The following is a 16820-nucleotide window of genomic DNA, read 5'->3' on the forward strand; positions in this document are numbered from 1 at the left end:
TCAGCGGGTCAGCAACCATCCTTCATTCTGTTTTTCTCCTTTAATGCCGGCGAGCGCGGTCAGGTCGTCGATCACCCGCTGCTGGTCATGGCTGATCAGCAGCGCGCCGCGGAACGGCAGCGATGCCACGTCGGGCGAGACATTGATTTTCAGGCCGGCCGTCCTGCCAATATCTTCGGCAACCTGCGCGATGGATGTACCATTATAGACAAGCTGGCCCTTTCGCCAGCTACCGACGCTGAGGGCGTCGATGGCCTGCACCCGGGGCGTTCCCCCGGCATCCGAAGCCTCGATTCCGAACCCCGCATCCAGCCGGATATTTTCGCGCTCCGGATTATATAGCACCAGGCCTTCCGACACGGCTACGGTCAACGTATCGGACCGGCGAATGACGTTGAAGGCCGTCCCCATGTCGACAAGCTTTGCTTTGCCGGTCTCGACCAGGAATGGATCGCCGTCGCGGTGAACGACGTGGAACATCGCTTCGCCACTTTCGAGCCGGGCGAAGCGGGGCCGATCGTCGTCCAGTGCGATGACGGTGCCGCCATTGATTTCGATCCGGGAGCCGTCTGCCAGCGCTACCGTCCGATGCTCTCCGGCAACGGTTTCGATATGGGTGACGCTGTTATTGAGCATGCTGGTGCCGATGATACCAAGCAGTGCGGCAGCCAGCGCACCACCCAGCCATGTCCTGCGATTGGCAAAGACAGGCTGATTGGCGGTGATAATATCCTCGGCCGGTTCCGCATATTCATCAAATTCCGCGTCGCTGGCAGCCAGCCGGTCGTAAATGGCGGCATGATCAGGGTCCTGTTCCAGCCATTCGGTGAAATCCTCCCAATCGTGAAAAGCAGGATCGCGTTGGCGGATTATCCAGTCCAGTGCCTGAACTTCGACCGCGAAGGGTGTGGCATCACTCATTGATTTGCCCTTTCATTGCGGCAAGCGCTTTATAGACTTTGCGTAAGTCCGCCTCGACCGTGCTCAGGCTGACACCCAGCCGGGCCGCGATGGCGCGCTGGCTTATGCCCTCGATACGAAAATAGCGGAAGGCGGTGGCTGGGCGTTCGCCGATCTCGTTGATCGTTGCTTCGACGCGGGCCAGTTCCTCCCGCGAAATAAGCGATTGCTCGACTGATGGATTCCCTCGTCCGCTGTCTTGTTCACCCCAGGCCTTTTCGCGCATTTCGGTCGCACGCGTGGAGCGGTAGCGGTCCAGCATGAGATTGTTGGCGGCGCGATAAAGATAGGAAAGCGGATTTGCCACAGGTCCGGGGCGTGACCTTGCGATCTGTACCCACAATTCCTGAAACAGATCTTCAGCACTGTCCCCGGCGCCGCGAGCGAGCAGAAAGCGGATCAGCTTTTCACGATTGGCGAGCAGCACAGCTTCGATGCCGCGTGCGGTTTCAACTTTTTTATCCACCATGCTCATGAACTGTTCGCTTCGGCTGTGGCGCTTGTCTGGTGCGATGCGCCTTTTGCTGAACCAGCCATCGCAAGCGTCTCCCGCTGGCGCGATATATAGCGACCGCAATCTGTCGCGCAATAGCAGCATGAGCGGTCGAGCGGTGATCGAGGCGGGTGTAGCAAAAATATCTGTCTCCATGTTTGTTTTGAAAGAAGGCAAGGGGGGTGGGAAATGGGGATATATCCTTTCCCCCCTTGCGCTCTCGCCTGAGCGATCTCGCTACAGACCGACTCGCAGGCTGGCACGTACCGCTATGGCCGCATGACTTTGCTGTTCCTCGACAGAAACCTCACCGCCGATCTGGAAGCCGGAATTGCCGGCGACTGCGCGCAATCGTCCGATCCAGCCGCTTTTGCGTTCCTCCGGCACAAGAGTGAAGGGCGAGCCGTTTTCGAACTGGGCCACGGTGACGCCAAGAGCGCCGCCGACGATTTCGCGTCGTCCGGCCTCCAGTTCAAAGCGATACCACCCATCATATTGGTCCAGCCCGCCCAGATCGAGACCCAGCGCAACCGTCCCAGAAACTGCAAGCTCGTCGCTTTCACGGTCGGCGACAGTCAGATCCAGCGCCTCACCACCGCCCGTTTCGGTATAGCCGTCTTCGCTCAATTTGAAATATTCAACGGCAATTGTCGGGCGGATCGAGAAATGGCCCGAACGCATGTCACGGGCTACCGCACCGGAGGCCGACCATAAGGTGCCGTCCCAATCCGATGTCATGGTCTTCGTGATATCCTCCCCATCCAGCTCACCCACAAAATAGCGGTTGCCGTCAAAGTCGATCTTTGCGCCGGATATGCGGGCGTGGGCCAGCCAGTTATCGGAGGTCAGGCGCCAGTATCCGGCCAATTCCCATTGTTCGGACCAGACTTCATTGCCATTGCTTGCGTTATCGTTCTTGCCGTGGATGTAGCCGACGGAGGCTCCGAAATTGCCGATGCCGGTCTTGTGTTCTGCACCCGCGGATATACCCCAGCCGCCAACGTCATAGCCTGCGGTGTCGCCCACGCTTTTCGAACTGCCCCAGCCGACCTGCGCAACCCAGTAGCCCCATTTGCCCTCATCCTTGAACGGACCTTTCGGATCCGCAAGGAACCTCGCCATCGCCCGTGATCCAAGGGTGACATTTTCGAAAATGCCGCCTTCATGCTCGGGCAACATCTGCTGCAACTGGTTGCGAAACTGTTCCTGGTCGGCAATCGCGAGAAACAGGCCTTCGACATCCTCATCGGTTTGCAGTGCTGCATAGGCTGCGGAAAAACCGCTTGCCTCGGACCGGTTGAGGCCGAGTTCCGTCGCATCCTTGCGGGCCACACTGACGATGACCTGATTGGCATTCGAGCTGAGGGAGCCTTTGTAGAGGAAAGGCAGAAGTGCGGTTGAGGCGGTCAAATTTGTCGCGCCGGTGATGGTTCCAGCCTGCACGACCACATGATCCCCCTCGGCGCTCTGGACATTGGACAGCTTGATCGCGAGTTTCGATCCCGTACCAAAGCTTGCGTCGCCCGATATCTGTAAAGCCGTGTCGTTGGTGCCGCCCAGCGTCACGCCGAGCACAGCATCGTCAGTGATGGCAAGCGACGCGATCTGAGCAGTGCCGATGACATCGAACGTGCCGCCCGATGCTTTCACCGCAAGACCTTGCGCATTGGTCAGCGAGCCGGCGAAACGCGAGGTGCCGGACAGGTCCAGCATGTCCGCTCCGCCACCGAAATCTACATTGCCGTTAAACACCGATGTTCCCGCGAGTGTCAGAATATCTGCGCCTGCGCCAAATTCCGCCTGGCCCGTGTAAATAGCGTCACCAGACAGTTTGAGCTGATTATCGCCCGCGCCGAAGTTGCTGTTTCCCCTCATGCTGCCATCGGCAATGTCGAATATGTCGTTGCCGTTGCCGAGGCGAACGTCGCCGATGATCGAGGGGGCCTTGGCCGACGCCGCTACTGCGGTCTGGCGTAAGGTGGCACCCGAGCCATTCGCCGACAGATCGATCGCGACATTGCGCCCCGATGACGCGAGCGCGCCGGTGGCAGCGATCGTACCGCTGTTTTCAAGCAGATCGACGGTGCCGGATGAATCTATAATCGCAATAGCGGTGGCATCATCGCCGCCCGCTTTTGCACCGATCGTGCCGCTGTTGCGGATGGTTGCGAGATCTGCGCCTGCGCTGATCGAAAACGCGGTGCTGATCGAAGTCGCGCTGGACCCACCGGTCGCTTCGATAGTGCCGGCATTGCGGAATTCCGGGGTCGTGGCTCCGGAGCCCAATTGAACCGCAGTTGCCGACCCGCCGTTGGAGACCGCCTTTATCGAGCCGGTTGCGCCTATGCCAATACCGCCGTCTATGGTGACGCCGCCGCCGAGCCCGCCGATTTGCAGGCCGCTGGCGTTGATGCCGCTGTAAACACCGCTGCCCAGGATGCCGCCGTCGATGATCAGGCCAAAACCTGTTCCCGTGCCGGCGATCGCGCCGATGGTCACGGCGTTGCCGGCATCGCCGATACGCATTGCGGGGGCCGCGCCGTAAGAACGGACGAGCGCAGAACCTTCCTTGGAATCCTCAATGCCGTCATCATCCTCGTCATTGTCTGTGGTGCTGTTATCCTTCGGCGGCACTGCGAGAATGATACCGCCAGTAACATCGCCAGCAATCGACAGGGCCGGACCGCCTTGCAGCAGGTCGTCGGCGTCCAGTTTGGAACTGTCGGCGGGCGCTGTCGCATATCGATAGCCGGTGGACTGCAGAGATCCCTGTACCACAAGCGCGCCATCGACATTGCCGTCGATACGCGCCGCTACAGCGTCAAGGCCTTGCGCGGTGATGGTTCCGGCAATCCGAACATCGCCGACAACATCTTGCAGACCAACGCCCAGCGCATTGTCACCGAGCACAGTGGTCGTGCCGTCATGCACAAAATTGCCGGTCAATGGACCGCCCAGGCGAATCCCGGCTGAGTCATTGCCTTCGATCGTGATCGTTCCGCTATTCGTGATATTGCCGTTGAAGGCGCCAGCGGTTGCGATGCCTGTCCGACCTGTTCCGGTGGCAAAGGGGCCATCTATGTCCCCGTCATTGTCAGCATCGGTTGGGGCATAGGGTTCGTCAAGAATGATCTTGCCGTTCGCGCTATTGGTAATTGTACCGGTGACGCCTGCCTGTGCGAGAATGGCGGTCGCGTTGTCGGCATTGCCGATCTCTATCGTGCCGTCGTTGACCAGCGTGTTGTCGCTGTCGACGGTAACCGCAATACCCGATGTCGGCTTGATCGAGCCCGCTGAGGTGATCTTGATATCATCGGCGGCCCCACCATCGATGGTGGAGGTGCGGATCGGGTCGGTGGTGGCTGTCGCTATAGTCGTTTCCGCCTGTGCGGGGATGGCGATGACAGCGACCAGACAGGTCGACGCGAGTAGATATTTGCGCATGTAAATCCTCTTGTGAATATCGGGACATATTTCCCTGAACATCCACAAGACGGAGTCATTCAGCCGCAGCCTTGACCGGATTGAATTTTTTTCGGTTCAGTCTGTCTGGCCTGGTCGTTCCGGGCCACTGCAAGCAGTGGAGGGTGCTCGGTGGTTGCTGAGACCTCAGCGCATCGCTTCGGTAACAATTGCTTCGCAGTCCAGCGACTTCGGCTTTTGGATGAAAGCCTCTTTCTGTTCGTCGCTATCGCCAATTCCCAGCGCGCTGCCGATCGATTTTGTCGCCACTTTCATGACATCGCCGAGCGAGGGTTTCTCCGCATCTCGGGCTTTACCGAGGCCGGCCACGGACACATCCGGAGCGTTCAGCGTTCCGGAGATTTTGATCGGATCGACGATGCGCAAAGCGCTTTTCCCCTTGGCGCCGCCGCGTAATATCAGAGATACTGTTTCGCCTTTCAGGGTGATCCGTCCCTGGCCGCGTCCAATCGAGACACTGGTATCAATGGCGAGCGGTGCGGGTGTCAAAACACCGTTGCGGGCCGTGAAGCTGGCCACCAGACAGCGCAGCGGCACCCGCGCTTTCGGATTGCCGATTATTTCCTCGACCGCGCCGCCAAGATTCTGCCCCAGAACATGTGCGGCTGTCGCGCGCACACTGCCGCCCGAAGCGACCATCGCGGCCCTGCCATCCGCTTTTTCCAAGGCGGACCGAACGGTGTCGCCGGTACCGGACAATAGTACCCGGCCCCGCATCTTTGCCGTCACGATATCGCCATTGCCGATCAGATCGGAAAGGGAAGCGCCTCTCAGTGTCAGGTCGGTCGAAAATTTCGGTGCGCCACTGCGGTGATCGACCCGTGCGGTACCAACCATTCGGCCGCTTTTCAGCACGATGACCAGATCTGTCATGTTGAGCAATTTGTGATCCAGCGACAATTTGCCCCGCACGCTCCGGAATATCGTATCCCGCCGGGAAAGCAGGCGGTCGACGGCGAAAGTCATCTGGCCATCGGTCGGACCCATTTTGGACAGGTTGATGCGGGTGTTGGGAATGACGCGCGGGCCGATCCGCCGAGTGAGCGCCGCCGCCTTGGCAAGGCCGTCGTCGTCTGCCAGATCGTCAAAGTCCAGCGTAGCGAATTTTATGCTCGCGTCTATTTTGGTCCGGCCGCCGCGTTTCAGGACGTCCGCCTTGCCCGTCAGGCTGGACCGTCCTATCGATCCGTTCAGCGTCTCGATATACCAGTCCTTTCCCTGATGACGGATATCGGCCTGCAAATCGATCCTCTGCGTCCCGAACAGACCAGCTTCGATAATATGATCGAGATTTTTGAGAGTCGGTGCGCGTGCAGATAGCTTTGCCGTGAAGCGATCGGTGTTCAATACGCCCTGCATTTCGCCTTTGGCCGTCAGTTCCAAAGCCGGGGACTGCAGGGAAAGCTGAAAGGGATAGCCGGCTTCGGGATCAATCCCGGCAATCGGGCCTCCGGTGAATGCCATGACGGCCGTGGACTTTAAAAATGTTCCGCGCCCCTCAGCGCGGAGACCGTTTCGGGAGTTGACCGATATGGGGCCTTCGAGCGAGAGGCCCCGCTTGTGGTCGACATAGCTGAACCGGGAATGGGCAACATCGAGATCGGTCAGAACGGGGGCGCCGGTTTCTCGATCATCGTTGCGATTATTCCGGCCATTCCAGTTGTTGCGGCCATCCTTGTCGCGGACAAGCGCGATTTCCAGCCCCTCGACCGTGACGCGATCTGGCTTTGCGTTGCCGGTCAGAAAATCGAATACAGACAGCCGCGCCGAAATTGATTTCAGCCTTAGAAAATCGCCTTCACCCGCCCAGGCCGGTTGCGCAACGCGAAGATTGTGGATGGTGATAACCGGAGCGTAGGAAAAGAAGCTGTCCCGGCTGACGGTGCCGATTGTCACTTCGCGATCGGCTGTGCCTTGCAACTTTTCCTTGATCACGCTTTTGAAGATGCCCGCAGGAATGGCCCCCAGCAGCAACATAGCCGACACCAGAAGGACGAGACAGGTGAGGACGATGACCCGTGGCTTCCGACAGGGGCTTTCGCGAGAATCTTCAGCGATACCGTCCATCTACGAATGATCCGCCGACGTGGCGCGGGAATTGAATTTGATAATGATGGCAGTCTGAACTGGTTTGTCCCGCTTTGGCCTTGCGAATTTCATCTGTTGCGCATCCGTCTGGTTGGTGCCGGTATCTACAGCCCTTATGGGGCAAATAGTCGTGCCTTGCTGGATTTACGTCCTGACAGGGCAAAGGTTGCACAAAGAGCCCCGCTCTGGCTGCGCCAACGGTTCAATGGCGCAGTTCATTGCTTCGGTGGCAGCGCCTACTGTTCTGGTGGGCCTGCAACATATCGGTCACCGGATTTTCGCTGAGCCATGAATGGTTTTTGATCAATCGGCTTGCTGGCGGCGGACCTGTGGGCATGGCTGAACTGAAGTTGCTCAGCTCCGGGATATCCAGCCTGGAACTAAACTGATTGCATCAGCAGCGCCTTGCCCGTCCAATCACTGTCTTCCACCGCATTGGCCAGCACAGCAGCGACATCGCCGCGCGCCGCTTCACCGTTCGGGTCTACATCGTCCCCGAACCGCATGTTACGATTGCCATCCTCGTCGGTCAGGCTGACGGGCCGGACGATTGCGTAGTTCAGGCCCGAGGCTTTCAAATGTTCATCGGCGTCATGTTTCGCTTGCAGATAATGCGCAAGATCGCTGTCCGGGTCGGGATCATCCGCGCCTGCGCTGCTTAACATCACAAAGCGCGACACCCCCGCTTCGCTGGCCAGATCAATCAGCCGTTTGGCGCCGTCGCGATCAACCTTGTCGGTCATTTCGGGGCCGGTGGAACCGCCGGATCCGGCGGCGAAAATTACGGCTCCGCAACCGTCGCAGACACCGCTTTTCAGATCCGTGAGGTCGCCCTGGCGCTGCTCAATATCCTTGGGCAGAGCGCTCGTGTCCGAGGATTCGCGGACCAGCGCAATGGGAGAATGGCCGCTGTTCTTCAGTTGGTCTACGAGCCGCAGACCGGTTTTGCCGGTCGCGCCGGCGATAAGAATATTCATAGGTCGCTCCGTTGTTCGGGTTTAAAGCAGAGCAAGCAGCTTGCTCGCGGCTTCTGCAGATGATGCGGGGTTCTGGCCGGTGACCAGCTTGCCGTCGACAACGACGAACGCGGCCCAGTCATCGGCCTTGCGATAGATGCCGCCATTTTCTTTCAGCATGTCTTCGACGAGAAATGGCACGACATCGGTCAGGCCAACCCCTTCTTCTTCCGTATTGGTAAAACCGGTTACTTCCTTGCCTTTAACCAGCGGGTCGCCATCCGCGTTTTTCGCGTGTTTGAAAATGGCGGGAGCGTGACAGACAGCGCCGACGGGACGGCCGCTGGCGGCAAATGTCTCGATCAGGGTCTTGCTGTCATCATCTTCGGCCAGATCCCAGAGTGGGCCGTGGCCGCCGGGATAGAAGATTGCGTCAAAACCATCGGCCGAAACGGCTGACAAAGGCTTCGTGCTGGCGAGTTCTGCTTGCGCGGCTTCGTCAGACTTGAATCGTTCCGTGTCTTCGGTCTGGGCGTCATCTGCATCGCTGGACGGATCCAGTGGCGGTTGTCCACCTTCGGGGGAAGCCAGCGTGATATCCGCTCCGGCATCCTTGAAAACATAATAAGGCGCCGCGAATTCTTCGAGCCAGAAACCGGTCTTTTTGCCGGTGTCGCCAAGTTCGTCGTGTGAGGTAAGGACCATCAGGATTTTCATGATTTCTGCCATATTCTATTGTTATGAGTGCTATTCCCTCAAACAACGCCTCTGAGGGGCTTTGGTTGCGCGGCCGGGTCTCGCATTCGATCAATGCAAGCTCAAGACCGCGCATCCAATCCGTTCAATCTGTTATGAATAGGCGCCTTCGGAATAGGTCAGTTCATAACTGTGGCTGTATATCTCGAACACGATTCCGAACGGGTCCTCGACGTAGCACATGCGATAGGGTTTCTCGCCGGGATAATATTCGCGCACCGGCATGCGTTGCTTGCCGCCGGCCGAAACAATCTTTTCGATCAACCCTTCAACGTCCGGATCCTGGATACAGAAATGGAACGTTCCCAGACGCTTGTGATCCAAATTATTGTCAGGTGCATAATTGTCGGGGAATTCGAACAATTCGATACCGACGCGATCAGCGGTGGCGAGATGAGCAATGCGCAAGCTGTCCCAGCCGGGTCCGAATACATCGGTGCACATGACTCCGACGGCGCTGTCATCCTCCGTGACAAGGGTGGGTTTCATTATCGTGTAGAGGCCGAGAACCTCGGTATAGAATTTTACGGCGGCATCGAGATCGGGCACGGACAGGCCGATATGGGAAAAGGCGCGTGGTGTCGGTTGCATGATGGATTTCCTTTCATCTTCTAACCCGATGAAATTAGATATCCCTGCTGATTATATGAAATAATCGTTTAAAAAAATAAACATAACATGTAGTAATGATCTATGCTGAACTCCCAATGGTTAGAAACCTTCGTCGTCCTGTGCGAAACTGGTCACTTTACCAGAGCGGCGAGCCTGCGAAACATGACCCAGCCCGGGGTTTCGCAGCATCTGCGAAAGCTTGAGGAGCAAGTTGGTCAACCGCTGATCTCGCGGCAGGGCAAGAGCTTCAGCCTCACGCCGGCAGGCGAAGCCGTCCTGGCCGTCGGACAGGCACGGCGTGCCGAGGAGCAGATCTTGCGCGAGACCATAATGCGTGATGATCCTGCAGTTGGTGAAGTGTCTCTGGCATGTTCCGGCAGCTTTGCCATGCTGCTATATCCAGAACTCCTTTCCGCGATGGAGGATTCACCGGAACTGACCCTCAGGCTTGAAGCCGCTCCACAGGAAAATGTCATTTCCGGTGTGCTGGAAGGGCGCTTTGATCTCGCTGTTGCAGATCGTGATCCATGCCACCCGCGGCTTCAGGCGGAGCATCTGGGGAAAGAGGAACTGTGTCTCGTGGTTCCCCGGGATTGCCGGAAATCACCGATTAGCTTCCAGATGCTGGAAGGACTGGGCTTCGTCGCGCATCCCGATGGATACGCCTATGCCGATGATATGTTCGCGATGAACTTTCCGGAGGAGTTCCGCGGCGCGGATCGTCTGCATATCCGCAGCTTTGTCAACCAGATCAGCCAGATCCCGTCGCCGGTGGCGCGTGGCGTCGGATATACATTGCTGCCGCGCAGCGGCATCGACAGCTATCCTGATAAAGAAAAGCTACGCATCGCTCCGCTTCCGAACCAATTACACCATGATCTGTGGATGATATCCCGACGGGGGCGAACATTGCCGGCGCAGGTCTCCCGAATTGCATCTCTCATTCAGACGGTCGCCGAACATCTGGAAAGGGAATGAACGGCGGGGAAGGGCGCAACGGCATTGACCAACCGCTACCGGCCACGGCTGCCATGATGACCCCGGCTCAGCTTCATATCTGGTGATGACGGCGCCGTTGCTGAACAGAGACACGGGTTTGGGGTAAAAAAATAGGTGCTGCGTGCATTCAGACCTCGCCTAAGCGGCGGTAAAATTCTATGCGCAAACCATGGACAGAGATAGCGAGACCCTTCTAATATCTTTGAGCAGATATCTGCGTCCTGCGATTTCCTTGCCGTCCAGAGATGTTCTGGAACCGATCAGCGAAGCGCTGGCCATATTTGCAGACAGTCGCCATCGCGTCGGTCCGCTGTTGCATATAGCAATGCAAAATTGTGCCGATATCACGGCAGACAGCAGTGCTTCCCCGATTTTGGAATCCGCCTATCAGAAGAATATATTTGCAAGTCTGAGGCAGAAGGCTGCCGAGAAAAAAATATCGGAACTGCTGGCGGCGCATTCGGTGCCATTCTCTTTCCTGAAAGGGCGAGGGCTGGCCGAGCAACTGCATGACGATCCGACCGCCCGGCGGTCGAAAGATGTCGACATTCTCATTGCCCCGGATAGCACCGGCCAGGCCATCGCGCTGTTGAACAAGGAAGGATATGCCTTCCGGTCCAACACGATGCGGCGGACTGAAATGCCGGAATTTGCACGCCAGAGGATGGAGCTTAAACGGTTCAAGGATATAACTTATATTGATCCGGCCCTGTCGGTGCCGATTGAATTGCATCAAAGGCTGTTCAGGTTCGAACCAAAAAATTTTACAGAGGATTTTAATAGTTCCGTGCAGTTTCATGCGAACCCATCGCTGTCGAACAGTTTCTATTGCCTGTATCTGGTTCTGCACGGGGCACTCGCAATGTGGCCGAGATTAAAGTGGGTCGTCGATTTGTCGATCATCGCGAGAACCATGCCTGCTCACAACCGGCTCGAAATGCTGAATATTGCGACAGGATACGGTTGCGACAGCGCGGTCGCTGCAAGTTTGCTGATGACCGAACGCATCTTTCCTGACAGCCTGGATGCTGAATGGCTTGCTATCCTCCAACCCTATCAGGAACGCCGCGACACAAACCGGTTGGAAACCCTGTTTTACCAGACATTGACGGCAGCCGCCAATGGCAGACCTGTCTTGCCGTGGAAGAGTTCTATGCTCTCTGGTTCCGCCGATATGATATTTCCCGGAAAAATCGGTCTGATGGACTGTATTCGCGCACGCGTCCTGAATTCCGTCTTTGCCCGGATGTGACGATGTTTTGCCATCCACGGCGGACATCCCGGGCATCTTGGCTTTTGCCAGAAAGCGTTCTCTGACTGGCTGTCTTCTGCTTCGGAATGTCTTCAATGTTCCGTCGCTCCATCTTATGGTCATCGGGTGACTGGGGCGGTTGGTAAAATGGCAGACGCCTTTCGATTGATTAGTTTGGCACTTCAACTAAACGACTATCATGCTGATTCTGACCTATCTGAAAATGATGTGGCGATTTTCGCCGGCACGGTCGCTGCTTTTTGCCACGCTTTTGCTTCTGTCCAGCGTGACCCAAGGCATCGGGCTGGTGCTTCTCGTACCGCTTTTGGCGGCGCTACAGAAATCCGAGACCGAAGCTTCCGGTGTCGTCGGAATGATAATCGATGGCCTGGCTTTTGTCGGTATCCCGATCACTCTTGTCGGGCTCCTGAGCACTTTTCTGGCCCTGAATGTTTTGCGGGCATTCATAAGCTACAGCCAGACGATTGTATCCGAGCGGTTCCGGCTGGAGTTGCTGGATGATCTTCGCACAAAAAGTTTTAACGCGATGCTGGAAGCGCGCTGGGCATGGCTGACTACTCAGAAAAAATCCGACATGTCCAATCTGCTGGTGACCGAAATCAGTCGGATGGGAACCGCGTTGATGTTTTCTGTGCGCTTCATTGTGTCGGTTTTTTCGATCACGGCGTATATCATCGTGGCGCTTAGCCTTTCGCTTCCGCTCACGCTTGCTGCCATGTTTCTGGGCGGCGGTCTGTTCTTTGCCATGCGGCGGCAGCACAAGCTTGCCCATGATCAGGGAAAGCTGTTGAGCGGCGCCAACCGGCAAGTGCAGCAAACGATCGAGGAAGGACTGGCGGGGATCAAGCTGATCAAGATTCTTCGAAGCGAACATCGCCAGAGTCAGCTGATGCTGGAAATACGGAGCCTGTTGCGGAAACGGTCATTGCAGTTCACCCACTTGAATGCGGCGATGAGCGTTATATTCCAGATACTGGTGGCGCTGTTCATGGTGACGCTTCTCTATATCGGTGTCACGACGTTCGAGCTTTCATTGCCCACCCTGCTTATACTGGTCCTGATATTCTCGCGACTGTCCCCCCAGATCCGCGAAATCCAGACACAGATCAACAATATTCTCCATTCCGATTCCGTCCTGTCAAACTACACCAATTTGATGCGCGATGCTGGAGCGGCACGGGAAGAGACATTGTCGGATATTCCCGGTGACAAGATCCGGTTCAATAAATCCATCAAGCTGTCCGGTGTCTCGTTCGCCTACCGGACCCGCGGGGCACCGTCGCTCCGTGACGTTGACATCGAGATCCCGAGCAGAAAAACCACCGCGATCATGGGGGCTTCGGGGGCGGGTAAATCAACCCTGGCCGACCTCATCATGGGGCTCTTGTCTCCGGACTCCGGCAGCATCGAGATAGACGGTGTTCCGCTCGACGAAACAAACCGGCTGAAATGGCGCAAATCCATCGCATATATGCCGCAGGATGTTTTTCTCTTCCATGATACGATCCGCAATAATCTTCTCTGGGCCGACGATGAAGCCACGGACGAAGAGCTGAAAATGGCGCTAAAATTTGCTTCAGCAGAATTTGTTTTCGACCTTCCCGAGCAGCTGGATACCGTGGTCGGCGATGCCGGGCAGCGTCTGTCGGGCGGCGAGAAGCAGCGAATTGCTCTGGCGAGGGCGATAATCCAGAAACCGGAACTGATCATTCTCGACGAGGCCACAAGCGCACTTGATCTGGCCAATGAAGCCCGTATCCGCGATACAATTGACAGTCTGCACGACGATATAACCGTGGTCGTTATCGGTCACCGGCTGCCCACGCTGGAAAATTCCGACCAGTTGATCATTCTGGAAGACGGGCGGGTCAAACAGGCAGGAAAATGGGCCGATATCATGGGATCCGGTGGCTAGACACGGAGCTGTCTTCGCGCCTGTGCACGTTGCGCTGACAAAGCCTATCCTTTCCAGAGAACGCGGTACAGGTCGAAGCGACGGTCCTTGAGATTTTGCACTGCGCCGGATTGCCGGCTGGTCAGCAGGCTGGTCATCGACAGGTCGGCAATCGCAATCGTCTCCGTATTGGGCGCAGTGTCGGCTGCCACGCCATCGCGGGCGAACGGGAAATCCGAAGGGGTCAGGATCGCGCTTTCGGCATAATGAATGTCCATATTTTCGACGTTGGGCAGATTGCCGACCACGCCCGACATCACAACGTAGCACTGGTTTTCCACTGCCCGCGCCTGGCAACAATATCGCACCCGCAAATAGCCGCGCCGTTCATCGGTGCAGAAGGGCACGAACAGGATCATTGCGCCCTGGTCGACCAGATGCCGTGCCAATTCGGGGAATTCACTGTCATAACAGATCATCACGCCGATCGGACCACAGTCGGTCGGAATGGCTTCCGCACCATAGCCGCCCTTGATGTTCCACCAGCGCACCTCGCTCGGCGTCGGGTGCAGCTTGTCCTGTGTGTAGATCGCGCCATTACGCAGGAATATGTATGAAATATTGCGAATATCGCCGTTGTCCATGCGGGTCGGATGGGAACCGCCAATGATGTTGATATGATAGGAAACCGCCAGTTTCTCCATCACTTCCTTGAACCGCTCGGTATATTCGGCGATCTTCTCGATCGCCTGCGCCGGCTCCAGTTTTTCCCCTTCGAGGGAGAGCAATTGCAGCGTGAACAATTCCGGAAAGGTGACAAAGTCTGCGCCATAATCGGCGGCGACATCGACAAAATATTCGACCTGTTCTTCGAAATCGGTCTGCGAGGCAATTTTTCGCATCTGGAACTGTACCGTCGCCACCCGCACCGATTGGGGCAGGCGGTCATGCGGTGTCTGCGTCACCAGCTTGGCCTCGGCTGCCAGCGGGTTCTCCCAGAACATATGTACAGCATTGCCGCCAGATGCCTTGTCGCTGGGCATATAATCCTTCAAAATCCCCAGCGGGACAAAGCCCTGATTGAGCTGGAAATTGATCACCGGATCGCGGAACTGCTTGTCGACCACGGCGGCCAGATAATCGGCCGGGTCGGGATATTTGCGCTTTCGCCGGACATAGCCGGGCAGGCGGCCGCCAAAGATGATGCCTTTCAGCCCGAGATGCTGGCAAAGCTCCCGGCGCACCTTGTAGAAGCGCAGGCCGATACGCAGCCGCCGGTAATCCGGATCGACGCTGACCTCCATGCCATAGAGTATCTCGCCGTTGGGATCGTGCCGCGCAGCAAAACCGCCGCCGGTAATTTCCGCCCAGCTATGCGCAGCACGCGCTGTTTTCTCGGAAATCTGGAAAGTCGCGCAATGGCCGACGATCTTGCCTTCATATTCCGCCACCAGCTGCCCGTCGGCGAAATTGTTGATCTGGCCGCGCACTTCCTCGGCGGTATAGCCTTCTCCCTTGCCGTAAACCTTGCGCGAAAGGGCGGAGATTTTGCGAGCATCTTCCAGTTCCGCCATGCGGATGATGAGCTTTGGTTTTTCTGCGGTCATCACGGCCCATTAGCGGGCTTTGCGACGGTGGGAAACCATTGTTGTCAATCGGTTCAGCCAACCGGGTAAAAAGCCTGGTTTCAGAATCCTTGCACAGACCCGCCGTCGACCTGGATCGCGGTGCCGGTCATATAGCTTGCTGCTTCCGATCCAAGAAAAACCGCCATATTGGCGATTTCTTCCGGCTGACCGATCCTTTGCATCGGAATTTGCGCTGCCAGGCCGGCTGCAATTTCGTCGACGCTTTTGCCCGTTTCGGCAGACTGTTTCGCGAAAATTTCGGCGATGCGATCGGTCTGGGTGAATCCCGGACATACGGTGTTGACCAGCACATTGTCGGCCGCCACCTGATTGGCGAGGGTCTTGGCCCAACCCAGTACGGCCATCCGGATGCTGTTGGACAGGGTCAGGCCGGGGACGGGCTGTTTGACACCGGTTGAAGAAATATTGATGATCCGGCCCCATTTTTGGGCGTGCATATGGGGCAATACCAGCCTGGTCGCGCGGACCACGGACTTAAGCGTCAATTCCACCGCCTTGTCCCAGTCATCGTCCGACAGATCGACGAAAAGACCGGGCGGCGGGCCCCCGGCATTGTTGACCAAGATGTCGATTCCGCCGAATTTCGCGGCTGCCGCTGCAACGACCCTTTCGATATCTTCTGCCTGGGAGACATCCCCGGTCAGCGCCAGACAGCCGGGCATTTTCCTGGCTGCCGCGTCGAGCGCTTCCTGCGATCTGCCGCAGATGGTGACGTTGGCCCCGCATGCGTGAAATCCCAATGCAGTGGCCAGTCCGATACCCTTGCTGCCGGCCGTAACCAGCACGTTCCTGTTTTCAAGCTTCAGTTTCATAGGGGGGAATATGGCGGAGCGGCTCGCCCCTGTATACTATCATTGAAGCTAGACGATACGGGCTATCGCCCTGTCCGCCATGGCCATGTAATCAACAGCCATAGAATTGTCACACATCGCGATGCTGAACAGCAAGGCAGAGATATTTGCCAGAGTCGCCTTCATTAGGGCGATGAAGAGAAAATCTGGCAAAATTCCAGTTGCGCGACGGATGTATCCCGACCGTGGCGACGCACCAGCGAAGCCCCTGATAAGGCGACTGCGTATTGACCGCCTGATTGCCGCCAGCATTGTTGATGACAGTGGTACCGCTATCCATATTCACTGCTGGAACGCCAGTGTGATATATGGTTTCAGTCCCGGTTGTCCCAATGTGCAAACTGCTGATTGCCGATAAAAGCCACTTGTTCGACACCGGCCATTTTGATCATCGCCACCAGATTATCAAATCGTTCGTATCGGGCGCGGGCGTCGCTTTCAAAATGCAACTGTGGCTTCGCCGGGTCTCTGGCCATCATTTCCAGTCGTCCGCGCAGCCGGTCGCTATCCATCGGAATACCGTTCCAGATCGCCGTGCCAGCCGAATTCAGGAACAGTTTATTGATTGCAGATGGCCTGCTTCCCAGAGTTCCCGCTGGCAGGTCCACTTCGACTTTGTGCGTTGCGGCAGGGATGGAGAGCATCATCATCACCAGAAGAACCAGCAGCACATCGATCAGCGGTGTGATGTTGAGGTCCGCAAATGGTTTGTCCGTGGTAACCGCGGGCCCTGTCTGGCGGAGATGGGACTTTCTGCTGCGCATGATATCTCTCCTCATTATGATATGATATAACATCTATCACAA

At 57.0% G+C, this 16820-nt stretch carries 14 protein-coding genes; 3 read left to right on the forward strand and 11 right to left on the reverse strand.

Features of this window, described 5'->3' with window-relative positions; genetic code table 11:
• The 7 genes from SPHFLASMR4Y_RS15400 to SPHFLASMR4Y_RS15430 form a co-directional block, all read right to left on the reverse strand.
• Positions 1 to 921, reverse strand: coding sequence for a FecR family protein (locus SPHFLASMR4Y_RS15400; protein WP_089134336.1), 921 nt, complete (start codon positions 919 to 921; stop codon positions 1 to 3).
• On the reverse strand, positions 914 to 1609 hold the full coding sequence (locus tag SPHFLASMR4Y_RS15405; RefSeq protein WP_313906753.1) for an RNA polymerase sigma factor: 696 nt from the start codon (positions 1607 to 1609) through the stop codon (positions 914 to 916). The genes SPHFLASMR4Y_RS15400 and SPHFLASMR4Y_RS15405 overlap by 8 nt, the downstream gene beginning before the upstream one ends.
• A gap of 81 nt (positions 1610 to 1690) precedes the next feature.
• Positions 1691 to 4897 (reverse strand): autotransporter domain-containing protein, encoded by a 3207-nt coding sequence (locus SPHFLASMR4Y_RS15410; protein ID WP_089134337.1) that lies wholly within the window; start codon positions 4895 to 4897, stop codon positions 1691 to 1693.
• A 165-nt stretch (positions 4898 to 5062) separates the two neighbouring features.
• Complete coding sequence (locus tag SPHFLASMR4Y_RS15415) at positions 5063 to 7003, reverse strand: AsmA family protein (RefSeq protein ID WP_089134338.1); 1941 nt, start codon at positions 7001 to 7003, stop codon at positions 5063 to 5065.
• A gap of 401 nt (positions 7004 to 7404) precedes the next feature.
• Entirely contained in the window at positions 7405 to 8001 is a 597-nt protein-coding gene (locus SPHFLASMR4Y_RS15420) for an SDR family oxidoreductase (RefSeq protein WP_089134339.1), read from the reverse strand.
• Between the two features lie 21 nt (positions 8002 to 8022).
• Positions 8023 to 8697: a type 1 glutamine amidotransferase domain-containing protein gene (locus SPHFLASMR4Y_RS15425; RefSeq protein WP_089134935.1), complete on the reverse strand. Its 675-nt coding sequence runs from the start codon at positions 8695 to 8697 to the stop codon at positions 8023 to 8025.
• A 132-nt stretch (positions 8698 to 8829) separates the two neighbouring features.
• The gene (locus SPHFLASMR4Y_RS15430) at positions 8830 to 9327 is read right to left on the reverse strand and encodes a lactoylglutathione lyase family protein (RefSeq protein ID WP_089134340.1); all 498 of its coding nucleotides are present in this window, start codon (positions 9325 to 9327) and stop codon (positions 8830 to 8832) included.
• A gap of 102 nt (positions 9328 to 9429) precedes the next feature.
• On the opposite strand from SPHFLASMR4Y_RS15430, the gene SPHFLASMR4Y_RS15435 reads away from it, so the two are divergent.
• From SPHFLASMR4Y_RS15435 to SPHFLASMR4Y_RS15445, 3 genes are all read left to right on the forward strand, one after another.
• Positions 9430 to 10326, forward strand: a complete 897-nt coding sequence (locus SPHFLASMR4Y_RS15435) for a LysR family transcriptional regulator (RefSeq protein WP_089134341.1) — start codon at positions 9430 to 9432, stop codon at positions 10324 to 10326.
• 346 nt (positions 10327 to 10672) lie between these two features.
• Positions 10673 to 11599 (forward strand): nucleotidyltransferase family protein, encoded by a 927-nt coding sequence (locus tag SPHFLASMR4Y_RS15440; RefSeq protein ID WP_260807164.1) that lies wholly within the window; start codon positions 10673 to 10675, stop codon positions 11597 to 11599.
• A gap of 199 nt (positions 11600 to 11798) precedes the next feature.
• Entirely contained in the window at positions 11799 to 13535 is a 1737-nt protein-coding gene (locus SPHFLASMR4Y_RS15445; RefSeq protein ID WP_089134343.1) for an ABC transporter ATP-binding protein, read from the forward strand.
• A 44-nt stretch (positions 13536 to 13579) separates the two neighbouring features.
• On the opposite strand, the gene SPHFLASMR4Y_RS15450 is transcribed toward SPHFLASMR4Y_RS15445, so the two are convergent.
• The 4 genes from SPHFLASMR4Y_RS15450 to SPHFLASMR4Y_RS15465 form a co-directional block, all read right to left on the reverse strand.
• Entirely contained in the window at positions 13580 to 15121 is a 1542-nt protein-coding gene (locus SPHFLASMR4Y_RS15450) for a bifunctional GNAT family N-acetyltransferase/carbon-nitrogen hydrolase family protein (RefSeq protein WP_089134344.1), read from the reverse strand.
• An 80-nt stretch (positions 15122 to 15201) separates the two neighbouring features.
• A complete protein-coding gene (locus tag SPHFLASMR4Y_RS15455; RefSeq protein WP_089134345.1) occupies positions 15202 to 15975 on the reverse strand; it encodes an SDR family oxidoreductase in 774 nt (257 codons plus the stop codon).
• A gap of 109 nt (positions 15976 to 16084) precedes the next feature.
• Positions 16085 to 16294 (reverse strand): hypothetical protein, encoded by a 210-nt coding sequence (locus SPHFLASMR4Y_RS15460; RefSeq protein ID WP_145955567.1) that lies wholly within the window; start codon positions 16292 to 16294, stop codon positions 16085 to 16087.
• Positions 16295 to 16328: 34 nt separating this feature from the next.
• On the reverse strand, positions 16329 to 16778 hold the full coding sequence (locus SPHFLASMR4Y_RS15465) for an ExbD/TolR family protein (RefSeq protein ID WP_186265970.1): 450 nt from the start codon (positions 16776 to 16778) through the stop codon (positions 16329 to 16331).
• Positions 16779 to 16820: the final 42 nt, after the last annotated feature.

It is taken from the genome of Sphingorhabdus sp. SMR4y (assembly GCF_002218195.1).
Classification (GTDB): domain Bacteria; phylum Pseudomonadota; class Alphaproteobacteria; order Sphingomonadales; family Sphingomonadaceae; genus Parasphingorhabdus.